The 19,291-nt window shown below is 72.9% G+C and carries 13 protein-coding genes; 8 read left to right on the top strand and 5 right to left on the bottom strand.

Going from position 1 to position 19,291, the window contains the following annotated elements; translation table 11 throughout:
* The first annotated feature begins 276 nt into the window (after nucleotides 1–276).
* Complete coding sequence (locus tag ACZ6SQ_RS07650; protein ID WP_469557690.1) at nucleotides 277–1,113, top strand: SDR family NAD(P)-dependent oxidoreductase; 837 nt, start codon at nucleotides 277–279, stop codon at nucleotides 1,111–1,113.
* Nucleotides 1,114–1,150: 37 nt separating this feature from the next.
* Here the strand turns inward: ACZ6SQ_RS07650 and ACZ6SQ_RS07645 are convergent, their stop codons facing one another.
* Nucleotides 1,151–2,293: an FAD-dependent oxidoreductase gene (locus tag ACZ6SQ_RS07645; protein WP_469557687.1), complete on the bottom strand. Its 1,143-nt coding sequence runs from the start codon at nucleotides 2,291–2,293 to the stop codon at nucleotides 1,151–1,153.
* A 246-nt stretch (nucleotides 2,294–2,539) separates the two neighbouring features.
* On the opposite strand from ACZ6SQ_RS07645, the gene ACZ6SQ_RS07640 reads away from it, so the two are divergent.
* The 4 genes from ACZ6SQ_RS07640 to ACZ6SQ_RS07625 all read left to right on the top strand — a co-directional run bounded on the left by ACZ6SQ_RS07640 (nucleotide 2,540) and on the right by ACZ6SQ_RS07625 (nucleotide 6,672).
* Nucleotides 2,540–3,496 carry an AfsR/SARP family transcriptional regulator gene (locus ACZ6SQ_RS07640; protein ID WP_469557685.1) on the top strand — a complete coding sequence of 319 codons (957 nt, stop codon included), beginning with the start codon at nucleotides 2,540–2,542 and terminating at the stop codon, nucleotides 3,494–3,496.
* 83 nt (nucleotides 3,497–3,579) lie between these two features.
* Nucleotides 3,580–4,005 (top strand): type II toxin-antitoxin system RatA family toxin, encoded by a 426-nt coding sequence (locus tag ACZ6SQ_RS07635; protein ID WP_386382313.1) that lies wholly within the window; start codon nucleotides 3,580–3,582, stop codon nucleotides 4,003–4,005.
* A gap of 5 nt (nucleotides 4,006–4,010) precedes the next feature.
* Nucleotides 4,011–5,252, top strand: coding sequence for an aspartate aminotransferase family protein (locus ACZ6SQ_RS07630; RefSeq protein ID WP_469557683.1), 1,242 nt, complete (start codon nucleotides 4,011–4,013; stop codon nucleotides 5,250–5,252).
* Between the two features lie 235 nt (nucleotides 5,253–5,487).
* Complete coding sequence (locus tag ACZ6SQ_RS07625; RefSeq protein ID WP_469557680.1) at nucleotides 5,488–6,672, top strand: thioester reductase domain-containing protein; 1,185 nt, start codon at nucleotides 5,488–5,490, stop codon at nucleotides 6,670–6,672.
* A 71-nt stretch (nucleotides 6,673–6,743) separates the two neighbouring features.
* On the opposite strand, the gene ACZ6SQ_RS07620 is transcribed toward ACZ6SQ_RS07625, so the two are convergent.
* From ACZ6SQ_RS07620 to ACZ6SQ_RS07605, 4 genes are all read right to left on the bottom strand, one after another.
* The gene (locus ACZ6SQ_RS07620; protein WP_469557678.1) at nucleotides 6,744–9,674 is read right to left on the bottom strand and encodes a helix-turn-helix transcriptional regulator; all 2,931 of its coding nucleotides are present in this window, start codon (nucleotides 9,672–9,674) and stop codon (nucleotides 6,744–6,746) included.
* Nucleotides 9,675–10,070: 396 nt separating this feature from the next.
* A complete protein-coding gene (locus ACZ6SQ_RS07615; protein ID WP_469557676.1) occupies nucleotides 10,071–11,807 on the bottom strand; it encodes an ABC transporter ATP-binding protein in 1,737 nt (578 codons plus the stop codon).
* Nucleotides 11,807–13,600: an ABC transporter ATP-binding protein gene (locus ACZ6SQ_RS07610; protein ID WP_469557674.1), complete on the bottom strand. Its 1,794-nt coding sequence runs from the start codon at nucleotides 13,598–13,600 to the stop codon at nucleotides 11,807–11,809. Before ACZ6SQ_RS07610 ends, ACZ6SQ_RS07615 begins: the two co-directional genes overlap by 1 nt.
* Before the next feature lie 191 nt (nucleotides 13,601–13,791).
* Nucleotides 13,792–15,915: an MMPL family transporter gene (locus ACZ6SQ_RS07605; RefSeq protein ID WP_469557673.1), complete on the bottom strand. Its 2,124-nt coding sequence runs from the start codon at nucleotides 15,913–15,915 to the stop codon at nucleotides 13,792–13,794.
* 319 nt (nucleotides 15,916–16,234) lie between these two features.
* On the opposite strand from ACZ6SQ_RS07605, the gene ACZ6SQ_RS07600 reads away from it, so the two are divergent.
* From ACZ6SQ_RS07600 to ACZ6SQ_RS07590, 3 genes are all read left to right on the top strand, one after another.
* The gene (locus tag ACZ6SQ_RS07600; protein ID WP_469557671.1) at nucleotides 16,235–16,849 is read left to right on the top strand and encodes a TetR/AcrR family transcriptional regulator; all 615 of its coding nucleotides are present in this window, start codon (nucleotides 16,235–16,237) and stop codon (nucleotides 16,847–16,849) included.
* 169 nt (nucleotides 16,850–17,018) lie between these two features.
* Nucleotides 17,019–18,344: a BTAD domain-containing putative transcriptional regulator gene (locus ACZ6SQ_RS07595; protein WP_469557669.1), complete on the top strand. Its 1,326-nt coding sequence runs from the start codon at nucleotides 17,019–17,021 to the stop codon at nucleotides 18,342–18,344.
* A 517-nt stretch (nucleotides 18,345–18,861) separates the two neighbouring features.
* The gene (locus ACZ6SQ_RS07590; RefSeq protein WP_386382340.1) at nucleotides 18,862–19,128 is read left to right on the top strand and encodes an acyl carrier protein; all 267 of its coding nucleotides are present in this window, start codon (nucleotides 18,862–18,864) and stop codon (nucleotides 19,126–19,128) included.
* The last annotated feature ends 163 nt before the right edge of the window (nucleotides 19,129–19,291 follow it).

Raw genomic sequence — 19,291 nt, 5'->3', positions numbered from 1 at the left:
CTCCCCGCCGGCCCGCCCGACACGCGCACCGGATCGTCGTAGGGACATGTGCCGCGTACGACCCCGCCGCCTCCCCGGACGGCCTGCGCGGCTCCGAGGGCACCTTCTCGCTCTGCGGCTTGCACTCGACGAGGAGGACGGGCGCGCGCAGGGCATGTCGGGCGGATCCCCGCCCGCCGGACGGCGTCAGCCTCTGTCAGGGCACGGGCGTGCCCCGCGAACCGCTGACTAGCGTGTCGCCCGCCCGCCGCCGCAGAGCCGAATGGGGATCCAGACATGGACAGCACGGCCGGTCCGACCGCCCTCGTCACCGGAGCCTCCTCCGGACTCGGCAGCGAGTTCGCGATCCAGCTCGCCGCCCGGGGGCACGACGTGATCCTGCTCGCCCGCTCCCGTGACCGGCTGGAGTCGCTCGCCGAGCGGATCGGCGCCGTCCATGGCGTCAAGACGCACGTCCTGGTGGCGGACCTGTCGCGGGCCGACGCGGGCCGCCGGGTCGCCGAGGAACTCGCGGAGCGCGGACTCCGGGTGGACGTCCTGATCAACAACGCGGGGTTCGGCACCACCGGCCGCTTCGAGGAGATCGACCCGGGCCGTGACCACGACCAGCTGATGGTGAACGTGGTCGCGCTCGTCGACCTCACCCACGCCGTCCTGCCCGGCATGCTCGCGCGGGGCGGCGGCAAGGTGCTCAACGTCGGCTCCACCGCCGGGTACCAGCCCAGCCCGTACCTGGCGGTGTACAGCGCCGGCAAGACCTTCGTGCTCAACTTCTCGCTCGCGCTGCGCCAGGAGCTCCGCGGGCGCGGCGTCCATGTCACCGCCCTGTGCCCGGGGCCGGTGGAGACCCGGTTCTTCGAGGTGATCGGCACCCGCAACGCGGCCGTCGTGGGCCGGTTCACCACTCCGGAGCCCGTGGTGCGGGCCGGGCTGCGGGCGCTGGAGCGCAACCGGGCCTATGCCACTCCGGGGGCGGGCAACGCGTTCATGGCCCACTTCAACCCGCGCCGCCCGCGCAACCTGGTCGCCTGGGTGGGGGAGCGCGTCTGCCGCAAGGCGCTGCAGCCCGAGCGGGACCGGCCTGCCGCGGTGCGCGACGGCGCCACGGCCTGAACGGCTGCCCGCCGGCCAGGCCGATGCCGTGCGCCGCTCAGCCGAAACGTCCCGGCGACAGGAACTCCACGGGCGTACCCGGGCGTTCGCCCCGCACCAGGTCCGCCACCGCCTCACCGGCTCCCGGTGCGTGGGCCGGACCGTGGGACCCGGCGCCGGCCGCGAGCAGGATGCGGGTGTCGTCGCCGACGGCCCCGAGCAGCGGCAGCCCGTCCGGGGTGCGCGTCTGGGTGCCCACCGTGATCCGCGACGGCGGGCTCTGCAGGCCCGGCACCTTCGCGGGCAGCAGCCTGGCCACGTCCTGCCAGTCGTCCGGCGTCACCGAACGGTCGGTGTCCTCCGGGTCCAGCGGCTTCGGCGTCAGCCGCAGATCCTCCAGACCGAGCCGGACACCGTACCCGCCCTCCTCGCCGCTGCCCCAGAGCACCCGGGCGTCGTCCAGCTCGCGCCGGAACGCCGGGAACACCTCCAGGTCGAAGCTGCCGTCCGGCTCGATCGGCCGGAACCGGGTGAACGGCGCCCGCACGGTCGCGAGCGGCAGCCCGGACAGCGCCGCCGGCAGCCACGAGCCGGCCGCCACCACCAGGTGACGCACCTTCACCAGCCTCTGAGGAGTCCGCAGATGAACGCCCCCGGTCACCACCTCCGCCTGGAGCACCCGGGTGTCCGGATACAGCCGGGCGCCCGCGTCGCGTGCCTGCGCCACCATGGCCCGCACGGCCCGCTCCGCGTGCACCAGACCCGCACCCGGGTCCCACACGCCCGTGTGATGACCGGGCACACCGGTGTGCCTCGGGTACTGCATACGCAGCGCGTTCGCGGTGAACGTACGCACCTTCAGGCCGTGCGCGTGGGCCGCCCGCAGCGCGCCGCCGGCGACAGGCCCGGCCTCCGGGCCGATCGACAGACCGCCGCACGGCTGGAACACCCGGTCCCCGCGTGCCCCGTCCAGCTCCGTCCACAGCTCGCGCGAGCGCAGGGCCAGCGGGACGAGGCCGGGGTGCTCCGCGCAGGCCAGCCGGAACATGTGCGGGCCGCCGTGCGACGAGCCGAGCGCGTGACCGGGCGTGCGGCGCTCGAATCCGAGGACGTCCACCCCCCGCACCGCCAGCCGCCACAGCGCCGCCGCGCCCCACGCGCCGAGCCCCACGACCGCGGCTTCGGCATCCCATCGAGGCATGCCACCAACTCCCTTCATAGCGGGGTGAGTTCAGCATCAGCGGACCATGAGCGGCCCGGACCGGGCGTGAGTGCGCACCACTCACACACGGCCGCTCCCCACGTCCGAGGGCGCCCGCACACAGGCCCGCACCGGCCCCACGGCCGTACGGCTTTGGAGTACCTGAGCACTCATGCACCCACCCCCTCCCGCGTGATGACCTCAGGGTGTCGCTCGGTGCGACCCGTGACACCGGTGGAGGTTTGGATGCAGTTCCGGGTACTGGGGACCCCTGGGATCTACGACGACACCAGGCGGTGCGGCGTACGGCTGACAAGTCCCAAACAGCGCGTCCTGCTGGGCGCGTTGCTGGTGCGCACGGGAACGCCGGTGCCGACCGACGAGCTGATCCGCGAGCTGTGGGGCGAGGACGCGCCCGAGAAGGCCGGCAACGCCCTTCAGGCGCACGTGTCACGGCTGCGCCAGCACCTCGTCGAGGCCGAACCGGCGCGGGCCAACTCGCCGCGCCTGGTGGCCCGGGGAGCCGGCTATGTGCTCCAGGCGCGCCCCGACGAACTGGACAGCGTCCGGTTCCGGCTCCAGGTCACCCGCGCCCGCCGCCAGCTGGAGAACGACCCGGGCGGCGCGTCCGTACTGCTTCGCCGGGCCCTGTCGCTGTGGCGCGGCCCCGCGCTCGACGGCGGCCCGCACGGCCCGCTGTGCGCGCCCGCCGCCGCCCGTCTGGAGGAGGAGCGGATGCTGGCGCTGGAGGATCTGTGCGACGCGTCGCTGCGCATGGGCGAGCACCAGCGGGTCGTGGCCCGCCTCGAGGAACTGGTGGCGGCCCACCCGCTGCGCCGCCGCCTCCGTGAGCAGCTCGCCCTCGCCCTCCAGCGCTGCGGCCGCCCCACCGAGGCACGCGCGGTCCAGGACTCCCCGTACCGGGGCGCCGAGCACGCCGGCCTCGGCTCCCGCGCGGTCCTGCCCGGCAATGTGCGCCTGCTCAGCCAGGCGGCCGCCGGCCGGGCCACCACCGCCCCCCTCGCGCACCCGGCGGCCCCTGAGGCGTCCGCGGCACCGGAGGAGCCCGGCCACGAACTGCTGCGGCTGCGGCTGCGTGTGGAGGAACTGACCTCCCAGCAGCGGATGCTGCGCTCGGAGATGGACCGCCTGCTGACGCTCCTGGAGGCCCGCACCGGCGCACGCGACCGGGACTCCGCCTGACCCGTCCGGCCCCGCGCCGGCACACGACCCGGCCGCGGGCCCGCCGCCCGGGGCACCTCGCACAGTGAGAAAGGGAAGACTTCATGGCCGTACTGCACACCACCCTGCGAGGCGGTGGCACACCCGATCAGGTGTGGTCCGTGCTCCGGGAGATCGCTACGTACCCGGAGTTCATGGACGGCGTCAACGAGGTGACCGTCACCGGGGAGGACGGCGACAAGCGCACCAGCAGCTGGATCGTGGAGCTCAAGGGCTCCGAGATGGAGTGGGACCAGGAGGACGTCCTGGACCCCGCCGCCCGCCGCTTCGCGTTCCGGCAGACCGACGGTGACCTCGCCCACTACGAGGGCTACTGGCAGGTCCACGAGGACGCCGAGGGCACCGCGCTGGAGCTCAACGTGGAGTTCGACGTCGGCCTGCCCATGGTGGAGGAGATGATCCACCCCGCCGTGGCCAGGGCGCTGGAGAGCTACCAGCAGGGCATCGTCGACCGGAGCCGGGAGGCCTGACGGACATGAGCGCTTTGCCTGCGGCCGACGCCAAGGAGACCTTCCGTCGCGTCAAGCGCCACTTCTCGCCCGCCCTCGCCGTCGCCGGGAAGTTCACCGGCCAGGGCGCGGTCGAGGCCTTCGCCGAGCACTGCCGTGTCGTCCTGTCCGACGGGCGCTCGGTGCTGGACTTCGGCAGCTACGCGGTCGCCCTGCTCGGGCACCGCCACCCGGACGTCGTGGCGGCCGTGCGCGACCGGCTCGACGTGATGACCACCTCCACCCGGACCGTGCAGAGCCCGGTGCCGCCGCTGGCCGCGCAGACGCTGACCGAGTACCTCGGCGGCGGCCTGGACCGCGTGTTCTTCGGCTGCGGCGGGGCCGACGCCGTCGAGGTGTCCGTCAAGCTCGCCCGGATGGCCACCGGCCGGATGACCGTGGTCGCGGTGCAGGGGGCGTTCCACGGCAAGACCCTCGGCGCGCTCGCGCTGACCGACAACCCCCGCTTCAAGAAGGGCATCGAACCCCTTCTCCAGGGTGTCGTCCATGTCTCGCCGGACGACCCGGAGGCCGTGGCGAACGCCGTGCGCGAGCACGACGTGGCCGCGGTGATCTTCGAGCCGGTGCAGGCCGAGAACGGCGTACGCCTGCTCGACGAGGCCGTCCTCGCCCGCTGGTGCGAGGACGCGCACGCGGCCGGCGCGCTGGTCGTCGCCGACGAGATCCAGGTCGGCCTGCGCCGCTGCGGCCCGCGCTCGGTCGCGCTGGACGCCGGGCTGCCGGTGGACGCCGTCCTGCTCGGCAAGCCGCTCGGCGGCGGAGTCGTGCCGGTCTCGGCCGCCGTGTGCAACGACAAGTTGTACGCGCCCCTGCTGTCCGACCCGCTGCTGCACACCGCCACCTTCAGCGGTCACCCGCTGGGCACCGCGGTGATCCCGGTGGCGCTGGAGGCCATCGAGCGGCAGGCGGGCAACGGCGAACGCGTCGAGTCGGCGCTGCGCGAGGGCCTCGAGGCCCTGCGCGAGCAGTACCCCGACGCGCTGGTCGAGGTGCGCGGGCGCGGCCTGCTGTGGGGCATGGACTTCCGCTCCCCGGAGATGGCCGGCGAGGTCCTGACCGGGCTCGCGCAGCTCGGTCTCGTGGTGTCGCCGTGCATCAGCCGGCCCACCACCATCCGGCTGCTGCCGCCGATCGTCGCCGGCGACCAGGAGATCAAGGAGGCGCTGTCGCTGCTCGGCGAGGCGGTCGCCCGCGCAGCCGCGATCTGACGCCCCGGGCCCGTCCGGCCACCGGCCGCCCGCGGCACGCGGCCCGGACGGGCCCGGAGAACACCCGACACATGCCTGCCCGCCCCGCGGACAGGTCCAGCGCCCCGCACTCCGCCCGTCGCCCGCCCCCGGCCGCGACGGGCGGAGCCCTGCGCGCCCGGCACCGGACGCGCACGCCGCTCCCGGCGACCCGGCCGGGAGCCGGAACGCCATCCGGAAGGAACGGAAACACACCATGACTTCGACGACACTCAAAGGCGTCGCCGAGGAGTTCGACGCCGACACCGTGCTGGCCGACGACATCACCGGCTACGACGCGCCCGCGCCGCAGGACGTGTCCGAGGTCCTGCTCACCGGCGCGACCGGCTTCCTCGGGGCGTTCCTGCTGCGCGACCTGCTGGAGCGCGGCCTCGTCGTGCACTGCCTCGTCCGGGGCAAGAACGCGGAGACCGCCCGCACCCGGCTCACCGCCAACCTGGAGCGCTACGACCTCCTGGAAGGCCTGCGCCTCGACCTGGACCGTGTCCGGGTGCACACCGGGGACGTGGCCCAGCCGCGGCTGGGCATGACCGACGAGGCCCACGCCGCCCTCGCCGCCCGGGTCGACGCCGTCTACCACGCCGCCGCCAAGGTCAACTTCCTCACCGTCTACAAGTGGCTGCGCAAGGCCACCGTGGACGCCACCCACGAGGTCCTGCGGTTCTCGCAGGCCGCCCGCGCCACCCTGCACCACGTCTCCACCACGGGTGTGTTCCTGCCCGCCGAGGACGGCACCCCGCGCGGCGAACTCGGCCGCACCGGCCCGCCGGAGGACCTCGCCCTCGGCTACACCAAGAGCAAGTGGGTCTCCGAGCAGCTGGTGCTTCAGGCCCGGCGCCGCGGTGTGCCCGTGACCATCCACCGGCCCGGCCAGGTCTGGGGCGACTCGCGCAGCGGCGCGTGCCAGCCCAACGACTTCGTCTGGCGGTTCATGAAGGGCGCCATCCAGACCGGTGTGTACCCGCGCCGGTTCCGGCTGCGCATGAACATGGTGCCGATCGACTACGTCAGCGCCGCCATCGTCGCCCTGTCCCGCGACCCCGAGGCGCTCGGCGGTGTCTACCACCAGGTCAGCCCCCGCTCCCTGGACGCCGACGAACTGCTCGGTCTGCTGCGCCGGGCGGGCTACGACCTCAAGGAGACCAGCACACTGCGCTGGATGAAGGCCGTCGCCGCGGACGTCAACAACTCCATGCTGCCGCTGATGCGGGTCCTCGTGGACACCGAGAAGACCGAACTCGCCGAGTTCGCCGACGAGCTCACCCGTGAGCGGCTCAAGGGCACGGACGTGACCTGCCCGGACATCGACGACCGGGTGTTCGCCGCCTACGTCGGCTACTTCGTGCGCAACGGGATGCTGCCCGCCCCGACGGGCCGCTGACCCGCCCGACGAGCGACCGGAGCCGCCGGCTGACAAGGGATCAGCCGGCGGCTCCGCTGCGGCGGCGAGGGTCAGGTCGTACGGCCCGGCCCGGCCTGACGGGGCGAGGGGGCGTAGGCACGGGCCCCCTCCGGACGGGCCAGCAGCGACAGCGGCCCGCCCAGCAGCATGGCCGCCTCCGTGGTGTGCCGGCGCGGCGGTGCCGGATCGCCGCCGGACTGCCAGGAACGCTGCCGGGGCAGGGCGGGAGCGCCCTCCGACAGCAGGGACGCGCCCTGAAGTCCCCGCAGCAGATGACTGCGGGCGGTGATGCCGAGCTTGTGATAGATGCGGTGCAGATGGTTCTCCACCGTGCGCACGGAGACCACCAGACGCCCGGCGATGTCCCGGTTGGACAGCCCCGTGGCGGCCAGCGCGGCGACCTCCCGCTCCCGTGGGGTGAGCGGGGCGAGTTCCTGCTGGCGGGGGCTCTCCGGGGTCAGCCACGGAGGCAGTACCGCGCTCGGCGCGCGCAGCAGCTCCGTGCAGGCGGCCGTGGCCTCGCGGCCCTTGCGCCGCTGGCCCGCGGTCTTGAAGGCCCGGGCGGCCTGTGCCGCGGCCTCCGCGGCCAGCGGCAGCGCGCCCATGTCGCGCAGCCGCTCGGAGACCCGGTGCAGGGCGGCCCCGTCCGACTCCGCGAGCGCCCGGATGTGGTCGCCGACCACCTCCACGATCCCGCCCGCCCGCCGGGCCACCTCCAGCAGACCCAGGTCGGGACGGCGTACGGCGGCGCCCTCGGTGATACGGGCCGCGAGATGCAGGGCGAACACGGCCCGCACGACACGGCCGGCGTCCCGGGCCCGCTCGGCCACCGCCAGCGCCTGGGCCACGGCGCCGGTCCGGTCGCCGGAGTGGGCGCGGACCAGGGCGTGCTCGTAGGCGATCTCGTCCTCGGCGACGGGGGAGGGCACCGCGCCGCCGCGGGCCGCGCGGATCTCCACCAGGGTGCGCAGCGCCTCCGCGCAGCGGCCCGACTCGGCGAGCGCGCCCGCGAGCTGGGCCAGCGGCCAGGCCTGCGCCGTGGGGTACTCCAGCGGCGCCTCCGCGGCGATGGTCTGCCGCAGCAGCGTGACCGCCTGCTCGGGCCGGCCGAGCAGCCGCAGCACCCGGGCGTGGTCGAGCACGCTCTGCATCATCATGGGCCGGGTGTCGAACAGGTCGCGGTGCATGGTGTCGAGCGCGTCGGCGGCGCCGCGCAGATGGCCGAGCAGGTAGGAGCAACGCGCGGAGACCGCGCCCGTGATGAGCCGGGCGTCGACGTCCCAGTCCGCCGAGGCGTCCTGGTAGCGCCGCACCAGCGCCAGCGCGCCCGCCGGGTCGCCCACCTCGGCACGGGCGAACGCCACGGTGGGCAGCAGCACGGGAGCCACGGCGACATCGGCGGGATCCGGTGCCCCGAGCACCTCGTCCCCGATGGCGACGGCCTCCTGGAGCCGGTCGGACAGTACGGCGATGACCGCCCGGCTGGCGTCCAGGACACCGGCGTTGCCCGGGCCCACGGCGGCGACGGCGTGGGTGAGGACCGCCTCGGCGTCGGCGATGCGGCGCAGGGACCAGGCCATGTTGATGACCCGGGTGTGCACGGCGCTGACGTACTCGTCGAGCGGCAGGGGCACGTCGGTGCCCATGCCCGCCGCCAGCACCTGGTCGGCGTCCTCGAACGCACCCTTGCCGACCAGCACCTGGCCCAGCAGCAGGGCGGCGCGGATACGGTCCCCCGCCCCGGCCGGGCCCAGGGCGCTCGCTCGTGTCACGACGCGGCGTACGAGGGCGGCGTGTCCCGCGGAGTCGGGGAGCGGGGCGTGGAAGGAGGAGTCGGCGTCCGAGGGGGAGTCCTGGAGGCCGACCAGGCACAGCCGCTCCGCCAGGGGGAAGTCCCGGCGGCGGATCGCGGTGCGGGCCGCGGCGAGCAGCTGCTCGTGCGGGGGGACCAGACCGGACTCCAGGCGCAGCGAGATGATGCGCAGCACGTCCTCCTCCCGACGGGTTCCGGTGCGTTCGAGCGCGTCGGCGAGCTCGCGGCGCAGCCGCTGCGCGGTCAGGTCCGACATCCCGGAGGCCACCACCGCGCGGCTGAGAGGCACCGCGAGGCGCAGGCTCACCCGGGCCCGGCTGCGCTCGACGCGCACGATGCCGCGCAGGTCGAGCGACTCGGCGGCCTTGGCCAGTCCGAAGGAGGTGACGATCTCCGCCTCCAGCGGCTCGGCCAGGGCGAGCATGTGGACCAGTTCGTTCTCCTCGGCGTCGAGGCCGCGCAGCCCCACCCGGACGACGTCGGCGAGGCGTCGGCCCGGCGCGCCGGTCAGGCCCAGCCAGCTCCAGGTGCCGTCGACGCAGCGCAGCGAGCCGTCCTCGAGGGCGTGCTCGACGAGTTCACGGAGCATCAGGGCGTTGCCGTGGGTGGTGCTCCACAGCCGCTCCAGGGTGAAGGTGTCGACATGGCCGCCGAGCCGGGCGTGCAGCACGGAGTCCAGGGCGGTGGAGTCGAACGGCGCCACCTCGATGCGGTCGACGAGCCGCTCGACCCACAGCCGGTCGAGACCGGCCGGGGCCGGGGCGTCGTGCCGGGCCGTGGCCAGCACTCCCAGCCGGCCGGCCGCCACCAGGCGGTGCAGCCGGTCGCTGGAGGCCGGGTCGGCCAGGTGGGCGTCGTCGATGCCCACGATGGGATGGTCGGAGTGTGCGGTGCCCCGGGTGGTCGGTTCCATGAACTCGAGGCATTCGGCGAGGGAGCCGAACCCGCGAGCCCTGGTGCCGCTGTTCCAGCTGGCCCCGCCGACCGAGAGGACGGTCCGCCCCTCGTCGGCGGCCCTGCGCAGCGCGTTGGCCAGCAGGCTGCTCTTGCCGACCCCGGCCGGGCCGACGAGCAGTGCTCCGCCGCCGCGTACCAGGGCCTGGTGGATCGAGTCGAGCTCCTTTTCTCTAGCCGCTATTCGCCAGTGATTGGCATCATCCGTTGACATCTGATTTCAAGCCCCCGCTCGAAACAGTACTGTGCGGTGAATTCTTGGAAGCTACCCGGCGGTTGAGGCGACGACTGGACCCCTTTTTGTTAAGGGATGAACTTTTCAAGCCTTGCTGCATTCTTGCTCGAACAGCCTATGCGCCTCGGGAAAAGCCAATCTTGATTCCTTTCGACGGCCGCTGGAACCGTAGATGCGCCTGATGAAAGGCGGGGCGGCCGACGAATACCGGAAGTCGAGCGGCAACTCGAACCGGCAATCCCGTGTCCGCCGGGTCGCAACCCGGTGGAGATGTGCGGGTGGTTCCGGTCCACCGGCGGACTCGTATCGACATCCGCCGGTGTGTTTCGGTCAGTCGCTCGGGTGTGTTTCGGTCAGTTCATTCACAGGACACCCTCAGGCCCACTCGCGGGCGAGCCGCCAGTCGCCGGCCCGGCTGCGCCCGGCCCAGAACGAGGCGTACCTGCCGTTCCGTTCGAGCAGCGCGTCGTGCGAGCCGCTCTCGGTGATCCGGCCCTCGTCGAGGAACAGGATCTGGTCGGCCGCGGCGACGGTCCGCAGCCGGTGCGCGATCACCAGCAGGGTCCGCCCCGCGGTCAGCGCGGTCAGGGCCTCCTGGACGGCCAGTTCGTTCTCCGGGTCGAGCGCGGAGGTCGCCTCGTCCAGCAGCACGATCGGGGCGTCCTTGAGGATGGCGCGCGCGATGGAGACGCGCTGGCGCTCGCCGCCGGACAGCAGCGCTCCGCCCTCGCCGACGGTCGCCTCCCAGCCCTCGGGGAGCCGGTGAACGATCTCGTCCACCCTGGCCAGCCGTGCCGCCGCGCGGACCTCGGCGTCGCTCGCCCCGGGCCGCCCGAGGCGGATGTTCTCCAGGATCGTGCCCTGGAAGAGGTACACGTCCTGGAAGACCACGGAGATCCGGGACATCAGCTCCTCCGGCTCGATCTCGCGCACGTCCGCACCGCCGATCCGCACGGTGCCGGAGTCGACGTCCCAGAACCGGGGGATCAGCTTGCCGATCGTGGTCTTGCCGGACCCGGACGGGCCGACCAGCGCGGTCATCGTCCCCTCCGGCAAGGTCATGTTCACACCCGTCAGCACGGGACGGTCGCCGTAGCCGAAGCGGACGTCGTCGAAGGAGACCGTGTTGTCGGCCGGCGCCCTCGGCCGCTCGGGCCGCGGCAGCGTGGGCTCGGCGAGCAGTTCGGCGACCTGCTCCAGCGCGTGGCGCGCCGAGCGCAGGGCCGAGCCGAGCACCGCGGTCTCCGCCAGCGGTTCGGTGAACCGGACGGCGAGCACCAGGACCGCCAGCAGCCGGGCGGCGTCCAGGTCGCCGTCGAGCGCCAGATAGGTGCCGGTGACCAGGACCACGGTGAACGCCGCCTGGATCACCAGGGCGAAGCCGACCAGACCGGGCACCCCGGTGACCAGCGAACGCCGTGAGGCCTCGGCCTGGGTGCGCAGCGCGTCGCCCAGCCGCCCCGACTCCGGCGCCCCGCCGCGGCCGAACACCCGCAGCACGGGCTGGAGCTGGGCGTACTCCACCACCCGGCCGCCGGTCTCGGCCTGCGCCGCGTGCCGGATCTCGTCGGCGGTGCCCGTCAGCCGGGTGCTCCACCGGTAGACCAGCGCGATGACCGGCACGGTCAGCGTCGCCGCCAGCGCCAGCCGCCAGTCGAACAGGTACATCGCGGCGACCACCGTCAGCGGGGTCACATAGCTGGTCACCAGCGGGCGCAGCAGATGCGCGGGCACGCCCATGATGTCCATGACGTTCTTCGTGGCCAGCTGCCCGAGCCGGCCCACCTGCTCCGGGACGAACCACCCGAGCGGCAGCTCCGCCACCCGGTCGCCGATGCGGTGGTGCAGGCTCCGCGAGAGCGAGGCGCCCGCCGCGAAACCGGTGCGCATGCTGTCGAAGTAGGCCAGGCCGTACAGCGCGGCCACGCCGAGCAGCGCCCACATCCACGGCCAGACCTCGTCGGGGTCCGGGCCGAGGAGCGCCTCCAGCAGCGGTACGAGCAGGGCGAAGGCGATGCCCTGGAGCACCGCGCCGGCCACCAGTCCGGTGACCATGCGGCGCAGCGGGCGGGCGTGCTCGGGGCCCACCACGTCGATGAGTCGACGGATCATCAGCTGTTGCCTCCCGCCAGGGTGATGCCCGCGGGCTCGGTCGCCGCGGAGCCGTGCGGCCGCCAGCCGGCGGTGCGCTGCTGGGCCCGCCACATGCGGGCGTACAGCCCGTCGGCGGCGAGCAGTTGCTCGTGCCGGCCGGACTCGACGATGCGGCCGTCGTCCAGGACGGCGATCCGGTCCGCGTCGACGACGCTGGGCAGCCGGTGGGCGATCATCAGCACGATCTTCCCTCGGGTCAGTACGGACAGCGCGTCCTGCACCTCGGCCTCCGAGTGCGGGTCGGCGTGGGCCGCGGCCTCGTCCAGGACGATGACCGGGGTGTCGGCGAGCAGGGCCCGGGCGATGGACACCCGCTGCGCCTCGCCGCCGGAGAGCTGGGCGTCCTCGCCGACGACCGAGTCGTAGCCGCGCGGCAGCGCCTGAAGGACATGGTCGACGCCGACCGCGCGGGCCGCCTCGCGGACCTCCTCCGGGCTCGCCCCGGGGCGGCCCATGCGGATGTTGGCGGTCACGGTGTCCCGGGTCAGCCGTACGTCCTGGAAGACGAAGGCGATCCGGCTGTAGAGGTCCTCCAGCGCCATGCTCCGGATGTCGACGCCGCCGACGGTGATGGAGCCCTCGGTCACGTCCGCGAACCGGGGGAGCAGGGTGGCCAGGGTGCTCTTGCCGGACCCGGACGGGCCGACCAGCGCGGTGACCGTGCCCGGCGCGAGTTCCAGGTCGATCCCGGCGACGGCGTCGCGTGTGCCGTCGTAGGAGTAGCTGACGCCCCGGTAGCTGATGTGGTTCCCCTCGGGGGCCGTGGGGGCGGCCGGGACGGGCAGTTCCTCGGTGTCCAGGATCGAGGCGACCCGCTCGGCGGCGCCCTTGGCGAAGCGCAGTTCGTAACTCGCGTAGAACAGCGACAGGATCGGGGCCGTCAGGCCGATTCCCAGCAGGACGAACGGCAGCAGATCGACACCGTCGATCCAGCCCTGGGTGACGAACACCGCGCCGCCGACCAGCGTGGTGGCGAGCCCGGCGACGGGGGAGAGCACGATCTCGGCCGCGGCCTTGGAGCCGTGCGTGGAGCGCACCCAGTCGAGGAAGAAGGCGGAGAAGTCGTCGGCGGCCCTCGCGAACTCGCCGTGGGCGCGCCGGGTCTGGCCGAAGGTCTTGACGACCGAGATGCCCTGCACGAACTCGACCGCGCTGCCGTTGATGCGGCCCATCGCCCGGTCGTACTCGGGCAGATGCTTCGCCATGCCGGCCATGGTCGCGCTGTACAGCGTGAGTCCGACGAGCAGCGGGGCGAGCGTCACCAGGGTCATCCGCCAGTCCACCGCGAACAGGTAGACCAGGGACGTCGTCGGGATGACGACGGCCGCGGTGATGTCGAGGACCGAGTGGGCGACGAGGTGGTGCATCGCCTCCACGTCGTCCTGCACGGCCTTCTTCACCTGACCGGAGTTACGCGCGGAGAACCAGCCCAGCGGAACGCGGCCGAGGCGGTCGACGAGCGAACTCCGCAGGTGCGCCTGGAGCTTGTCGTCGGCGTAGTGGGAGACGGCGCCCGAGGCCAGCAGGAAGGCCAGCCGGACCAGCAGGGCTGCTGCCCCGATCCAGGTGACGGTCCAGGCGTCGCCGGTGTTGACGGGTCCGTCGTCGAGCAGGATCCGGCCGAGTTCGGCGATGGCGATGAACGGCACGACCGCGGCGATCGCCGAGACGGTCTGTGCCGCGATCGCCCACCGCAGCCTGCCCCTGATCGGGCGGAGAATCGCGCCGAGTGCGGCCTTTTCCGCGGCCATCCGGTCCTCCAGGAGGTGCGAGCTGTTAGACGGTGTCTAACCGTCTGTGCGACTGTACCGTCCGACAGTGACAGCGCGTCAAGCGCCGCAGTACGGAGCGGGTTTCGGTGGGGCCGGCGCGCTCGGCGCCGGCCTCGGAAGGGGGCCGGAGTACCGCGGGGGATGTCGGCACTCCGGCCCCGGCGCGGGGGTCAGACGGAGACCGGCGCGGGCCTCGCGGCCTCGGGCGCGGCGTCCGTCTCCTTGATGCCGTAGCGGCTGTAGAAGCGGGCCAGCGGGCCCGGGGCCCACCAGCCGGCCCGGCCGAGCAGCTTCATCACGGCGGGCACCAGCAGGATGCGTACCACGGCCACGTCCAGCAGGATCGCGAAGACCATGCCGACACCGAAGAGCTTCATGGTGAGCACACCGCTGGTCGCCATCGCCGCGAGCGGCACGCACATCAGCAGCGCGGCGCTCACGATCAGGCGGCCGATGCCCTGGAGGCCGGTGGCGACGGCGGCCGTCGGGTCGTCCAGCAGGTCGTACTGCTCGCGGATCCGGGAGACCAGGAACACCTCGTAGTCCATGGACAGTCCGAAGATCAGCGCGAACAGCATGATCGGCATGTTCGGCTCGATGTTGCCGGTCGGGTCGAAGCGGATCACGTCCTGCAGATGGCCGTCCTGGAAGATCCAGACCAGCACACCGAAGGTGGCCGACAGTGCCAGCAGGTTCATCAGGATGGCCTTCAGCGGCAGCAGCACCGAGCCGAAGGCGAGGAAGAGCAGCAGATAGGTGGCCACGGCGACATAGAGCAGCATCAGCGGCAGGGTCTCGCCGAGAGCGTCCAGAGTGTCGTCGAACACCGCCGTCTCACCGCCGAAGTAGGCCTTGGCGCCGGGCGGCGGGGCCACGTCCTCGAGGCGGTTCACCAGCTCGCGGGCCTCGGGGGAGACGGCCGTTCCGTCGAAGTTCACCGAGACGCGGGCGGTGGTGCCCTCGGCGCCGCTGATCTGCGCGCCCTTGGCGCCCTTCACCTGGCCGAGGCGGTCGGCGTACGCCTGGAGGGCCGCGCCCTGCTCCTGGGAGCCGGCGGGGCTCTTCAGCACGAGCACGGAGTCGATCGACTTGACGCCGTTGTCGTCGAAGTCGCGTTCCAGCATGTTGTGGACCTGGCGGCCCTCGGCGCTGTTCGGCAGCTGCCGCGCGTCGTTGGCGCCGAACTCGATCCGCAGGAACGGCACGGCCAGGGCCAGCAGCACGGCCAGCGTGCCGACCGCCACGATCGCCGGGCGGCGCATCAGACCGTGGGCGAGGCGGTACCAGCCGCCCTCCTCGGTGGACCTGGCCCGGGTGTCCTTCGAACGGCGGCGCAGCGACAGCGCGTTGACCTTCGGGCCCAGCACCGCGAGCGCCGCGGGCAGCGCGATCAGGGAGAAGAACACCGACAGCACGACCGAGGCGACACCGCCGTAGGCCATCGACTTCAGGAACCCGAAGGGGAAGAAGGTCATGCCGGCCAGGGCCACCGCCACGGTGATGCCCGAGACGACCACCGTACGGCCGGCCGTGGCGACGGTCCGGGCGATGGCCTCCTCGCCGCTGTGGCCGCGCGCCAGCTCCTCGCGGTAGCGGCTCACGATCAGCAGTCCGTAGTCGATGGCGACCGCGAGACCGAGGACCGTGACCAGGCTCATCGCGAACACCGAGACGTCGGTGAGCTGGGCGAAGATCCGCAGGACGGCCATCGAGCCGAGGATCGACAGACCGCCGACGACCAGCGGCAGGGAGGCCGCGGCCAGTCCGCCGAAGACGATCACCAGGAGGATGAACAGCACGGGGAAGGACAGGCCTTCGGCCGCGCCGAGGTCCTTGCCGATCTCCTCGCCGGCCTGGTGGCCGGTCGGCACCGGACCGCCGCGCAGGCTCTCCACGCCGGGCGCGGCGAGCTTGTCGATGACCGCCTTGTACGACTCCTCCTTGGCGTTGTCGTTGTCGCCCTGGAGGTTGAGCGCCACATAGGTCGCGTGGCGGTCCCGGCTGACCATCGAGGGCATCTTGGTCATCCAGAAGTGCGCGACGCCCGTGACCTCGGACTTCGGCAGCTTCTCCAACTGGCCCACGACCGCGTCCCGGAAGCCCGGGTCGTCGACCGTGCGGTCCTTGTCGCGGTAGACGACGACCGCGTCCGGCGCGCGCTGGGGGAAGGCCTTCTCCGCCAGTTGGGCCGCGCGACGGCTGTCCGATCCCGGGTCCTCGAATCCGCCTGGCTTCATGTCGCCGAAGACGCCGACTCCGTAGGCGCCCGAGACGACCGCGAAGAGCAGCGTCAATACGAGTAGAGGCCCTCGCCTCCGGTGGATGAAACGCCCCAGCCCCTCAAACATGGGTCTCCCTAGTTCGTCCGGCGAGCGCGTCACTGGCCGGATGTGTCCGGCCGCCGCGTGGCGACCGTAACACCGTTTTTATCGCCTCCTCCAGGGCTCTTGCACACTGTCTAACGCGATTCGCTCCAGGTGCTGCCCTCTGACCTGCGGTGATGCCGCTTGAAATTTCCCCTTGACCCACTCGAGACCTGCTGGAGGGGGTCACTGATGTCTGCTGACGTGTCAGGGGCCGTGATTCATAACGGCGTTGCGGTACTGTTGGGGAATGGTCAGGCCGAAGACACATGACGAAGCGCTGCGCCAGCGGCTGATCCACCGAGCGGCCGCCACGGTCTTCGACCGCGGCGTGGCGGCGCTGAGCCTGCGGCAGCTGGCGGCCGACGTGAAGACGTCGACGACCGCGGTCTACTCGCTGTTCGGCAACAAGGCGGGGCTGCTCGACAGCCTCTTCCAGGAGGCCACCCGGCTGTTCGTCGCGCACCTCGGCGCGGTCCAGCCCACCGCCGACCCCGCCGACGACGTCGTACGCCTCGGACTCGCCTACCGCGAGTACGCACTCGCGAACCCGCATCTGTACGCGATTCTCTTCTCCGACCCCGCGACGCGGTTCGGCGCCGCCTCGCGCGAGGACAGCAGCAGGGACGCCGTGGAGACCTACCAGCCGCTCGTGGACGCCGTGCGGCGCGGTCAGGAGGACGGCCGCTTCACCGAGCGCGCGGCCGCCGAGGCGGTCGCCCTGTTCTGCTGGGGCACCGCGCACGGGCTGGTCTCGCTCGAACTCGCCGGCCAGGAGGCGCCCGGACTGACCGCCGAGGCCGGATACGAACGCACACTGCGCGCGGTGGTCGAGGGTTGGCGGGTGCCCGCGGCGGCCGTCTGATTTCACGGAACTACCACCGGTTACAGGCCGAAATCCCATTGTCTGCCGCGCGATCACGCGATCCGGGCATGCCGTGCGCCGCCTGAGGCTACTCTCCGCATCGAAGTGGCCTGTTCGACGCGTTCGACGGAGCCCGTCGCCGGACGCAGGCGCCCGAAAGGCGGACTAGATGGTTGATGGACGGTGGGGGGACGCGCTGCGCGAGGCGCGCGTCCGCGCGGGGCTGACCCAGGACGAGGTGGCTCATCGGGCCGGGGTGAGCGTCAGGACCGTGCGCCACATCGAGCGCGGCCATGTCGAACCCCGCAAGGACACCCTCACCCGGCTGTGCCGGGTCCTGGGCTACGACCCCGCCGCGGTCGCCGGCAGCGACCCGTCGGCGTCCCGGCTGCCGTACGAGATCCGCCTGCTGGGCCCGCTCGCCGTGCTGCGGGCCGGGGTGACGGTGGCCATGCCGCTCAAACAGCGCGTGCTGCTCGGCCTGCTGGCGGTCCAGCCCGACCGGATCGTCAGTCACGACGAGATAGCCGACGCCCTGTGGAGCGGCGACGCGCCTCAGGGCTACCAGCACCTCGTGTACACCTACGTCGCCCGGCTGCGGCGGATCGTCACCCCCGGCGACGGCCACTGGATCTCCACCGTGCGCGGGGGATACGTCCTCAGCAGCCGCGCGATGCCGCTGGACCTGCGCCGGTTCGAGGACGACTCCGCCCGGGCCGGCAGCATGGCCGCGGCCGACCCGGCGGGCGCCCTGGACGCCTACGGGCGGGCCTTACGGCGCTGGCAGGGACGTCTCCTCGAGGACCTCCCCGCCCTCTGGCAGCACCCCGCCGTCGTCCGGGTCGCCCTGCGCCACATCGATGTGGCCATCGACTTCGCCGACCTGGCGCTCAGCCTCGGACAGCCCGCCCGGGTCATCGAACCGCTCACCATCGCCTCGCACGCCGACCCGCTGCACGAGGCGCTCCAGGCCCGCGTCATGCTCGGCCTGGCCGGTTCCGGCCGTCGCGCCGCCGCGCTGCGGCTCTACGACGACCTCCGCGTCCGCCTGCTCGCCGAACTCGGCGTCCAACCGGGGGAGGAGCTCGCCCACGCCCGCGAGAAGGTCCTGGCCGGGCAGAGATCGGCCGAGGGCGAGCAGCCGCCGGAGAGACGCGCGGAGCACTCCTCGCCGCTCCGCCGCGACAGCATCCCGTGCCGCCACGGCGACCCCGCCGCCTGCGCCCCGCCGATCCGCATCACGGCCCCCCTGCCGGTGACGGCCCAGGAGGCCGACGCCGACGCCCCGGCCCCCGGCCCCGCCGCGGCCCGTGACACCGGAGTCGACACGGTCTCGGTCGCCAGGGCGCTGCCCGGCTCCGCCGCGATGCGCGGACCCGGCGCCGCGCAGCTCGACGCCGTTCCGGCCCAGGGCGCGGGGAACGACGCCGAGCGGGACCGTGCCGTTCGCGCCACGAACGCCGATCCCTCCTCCGGCCCGCACGGCGATCGCTGACCGGTTTCCGGTCCCCACCCCTGGTCGGGGCGCACCCCCGCTCGCCCCGCCCCAGTCCCGGAACAGTCCCCGGAACAGCGTCATTCATCCGGAGTTCGCTATTCCCCACTGCCGTAATCCGCATTTCCCGGGTACCCGTCACCGCATTTGTTTCCTTCGCATTTCCCATTCCGCGGCAGAGGTGGCTGACACGGCCGCTGACATGATTGCGCCAGGCTGACACGGGCTCCACGCATCGGGGCCGCACGCGATAAGACCGCAGGTCGGCGCGCGACAGCCGGCGCGAGTCGGATCGGACTCATTCTCCGGCGAAGCTCGAGTCCGTTTTGCCGACCGTGAGTTCGGTTGCCCGAACGGTTCTGCGGCCCTATGTTCGCAGCCGCCTGCACGACCTGTTTCGAAGGCGTGCCGCGGGCCCCGCCCGTGAAATCCCCCGCACGCCCCGCGCGGTGCACCCGCGGGCGTTCTCCCGGTCGACTCCGCAGGCGCGCGACACACCGTTCGGAGAGGATCGGAAATGGTTAAGGTTACGGCCGCCGAAGCGCAGAAGTGGCTGATCGAGGAGATCGCGCAGCGCCTGGGCGTGGACCCGTCCGAGGTCCCGCCGGACCAGTACTTCGACGAGCTCGACCTCGACAGCACCGCCGCGCTGATCATCGCCGGCGAGATGGAGAAGTGGCTCGGCTTCGAGCTCGGAACCACCGCGCTGTGGTACCACCCCACCATCGAGGCGCTGTCCGCCCACATCGCCGAGGAGTCGCAGGCGCGCGCGGCCGCGGTCTGAACGCCTCCCCGGCCGACGACCACCGCCCTGGGCGCGTGGCACCCGGAGTTCATCCCCCAGCCGGGTGAGAACCGCCCAGGGCGGTGTACCAGGCCCCGGCCGCACCGGGGGCAGGGGGAGCACACCCCGGCCCCGCGCACGCGAGACCCCGGGCGGCCCCCGC

The organism is Streptomyces sp. NPDC048600, assembly GCF_055587025.1.
Note: the sequence above shows the minus strand (reverse complement) of the source record. Positions and strands in the feature narration are given on the sequence as shown.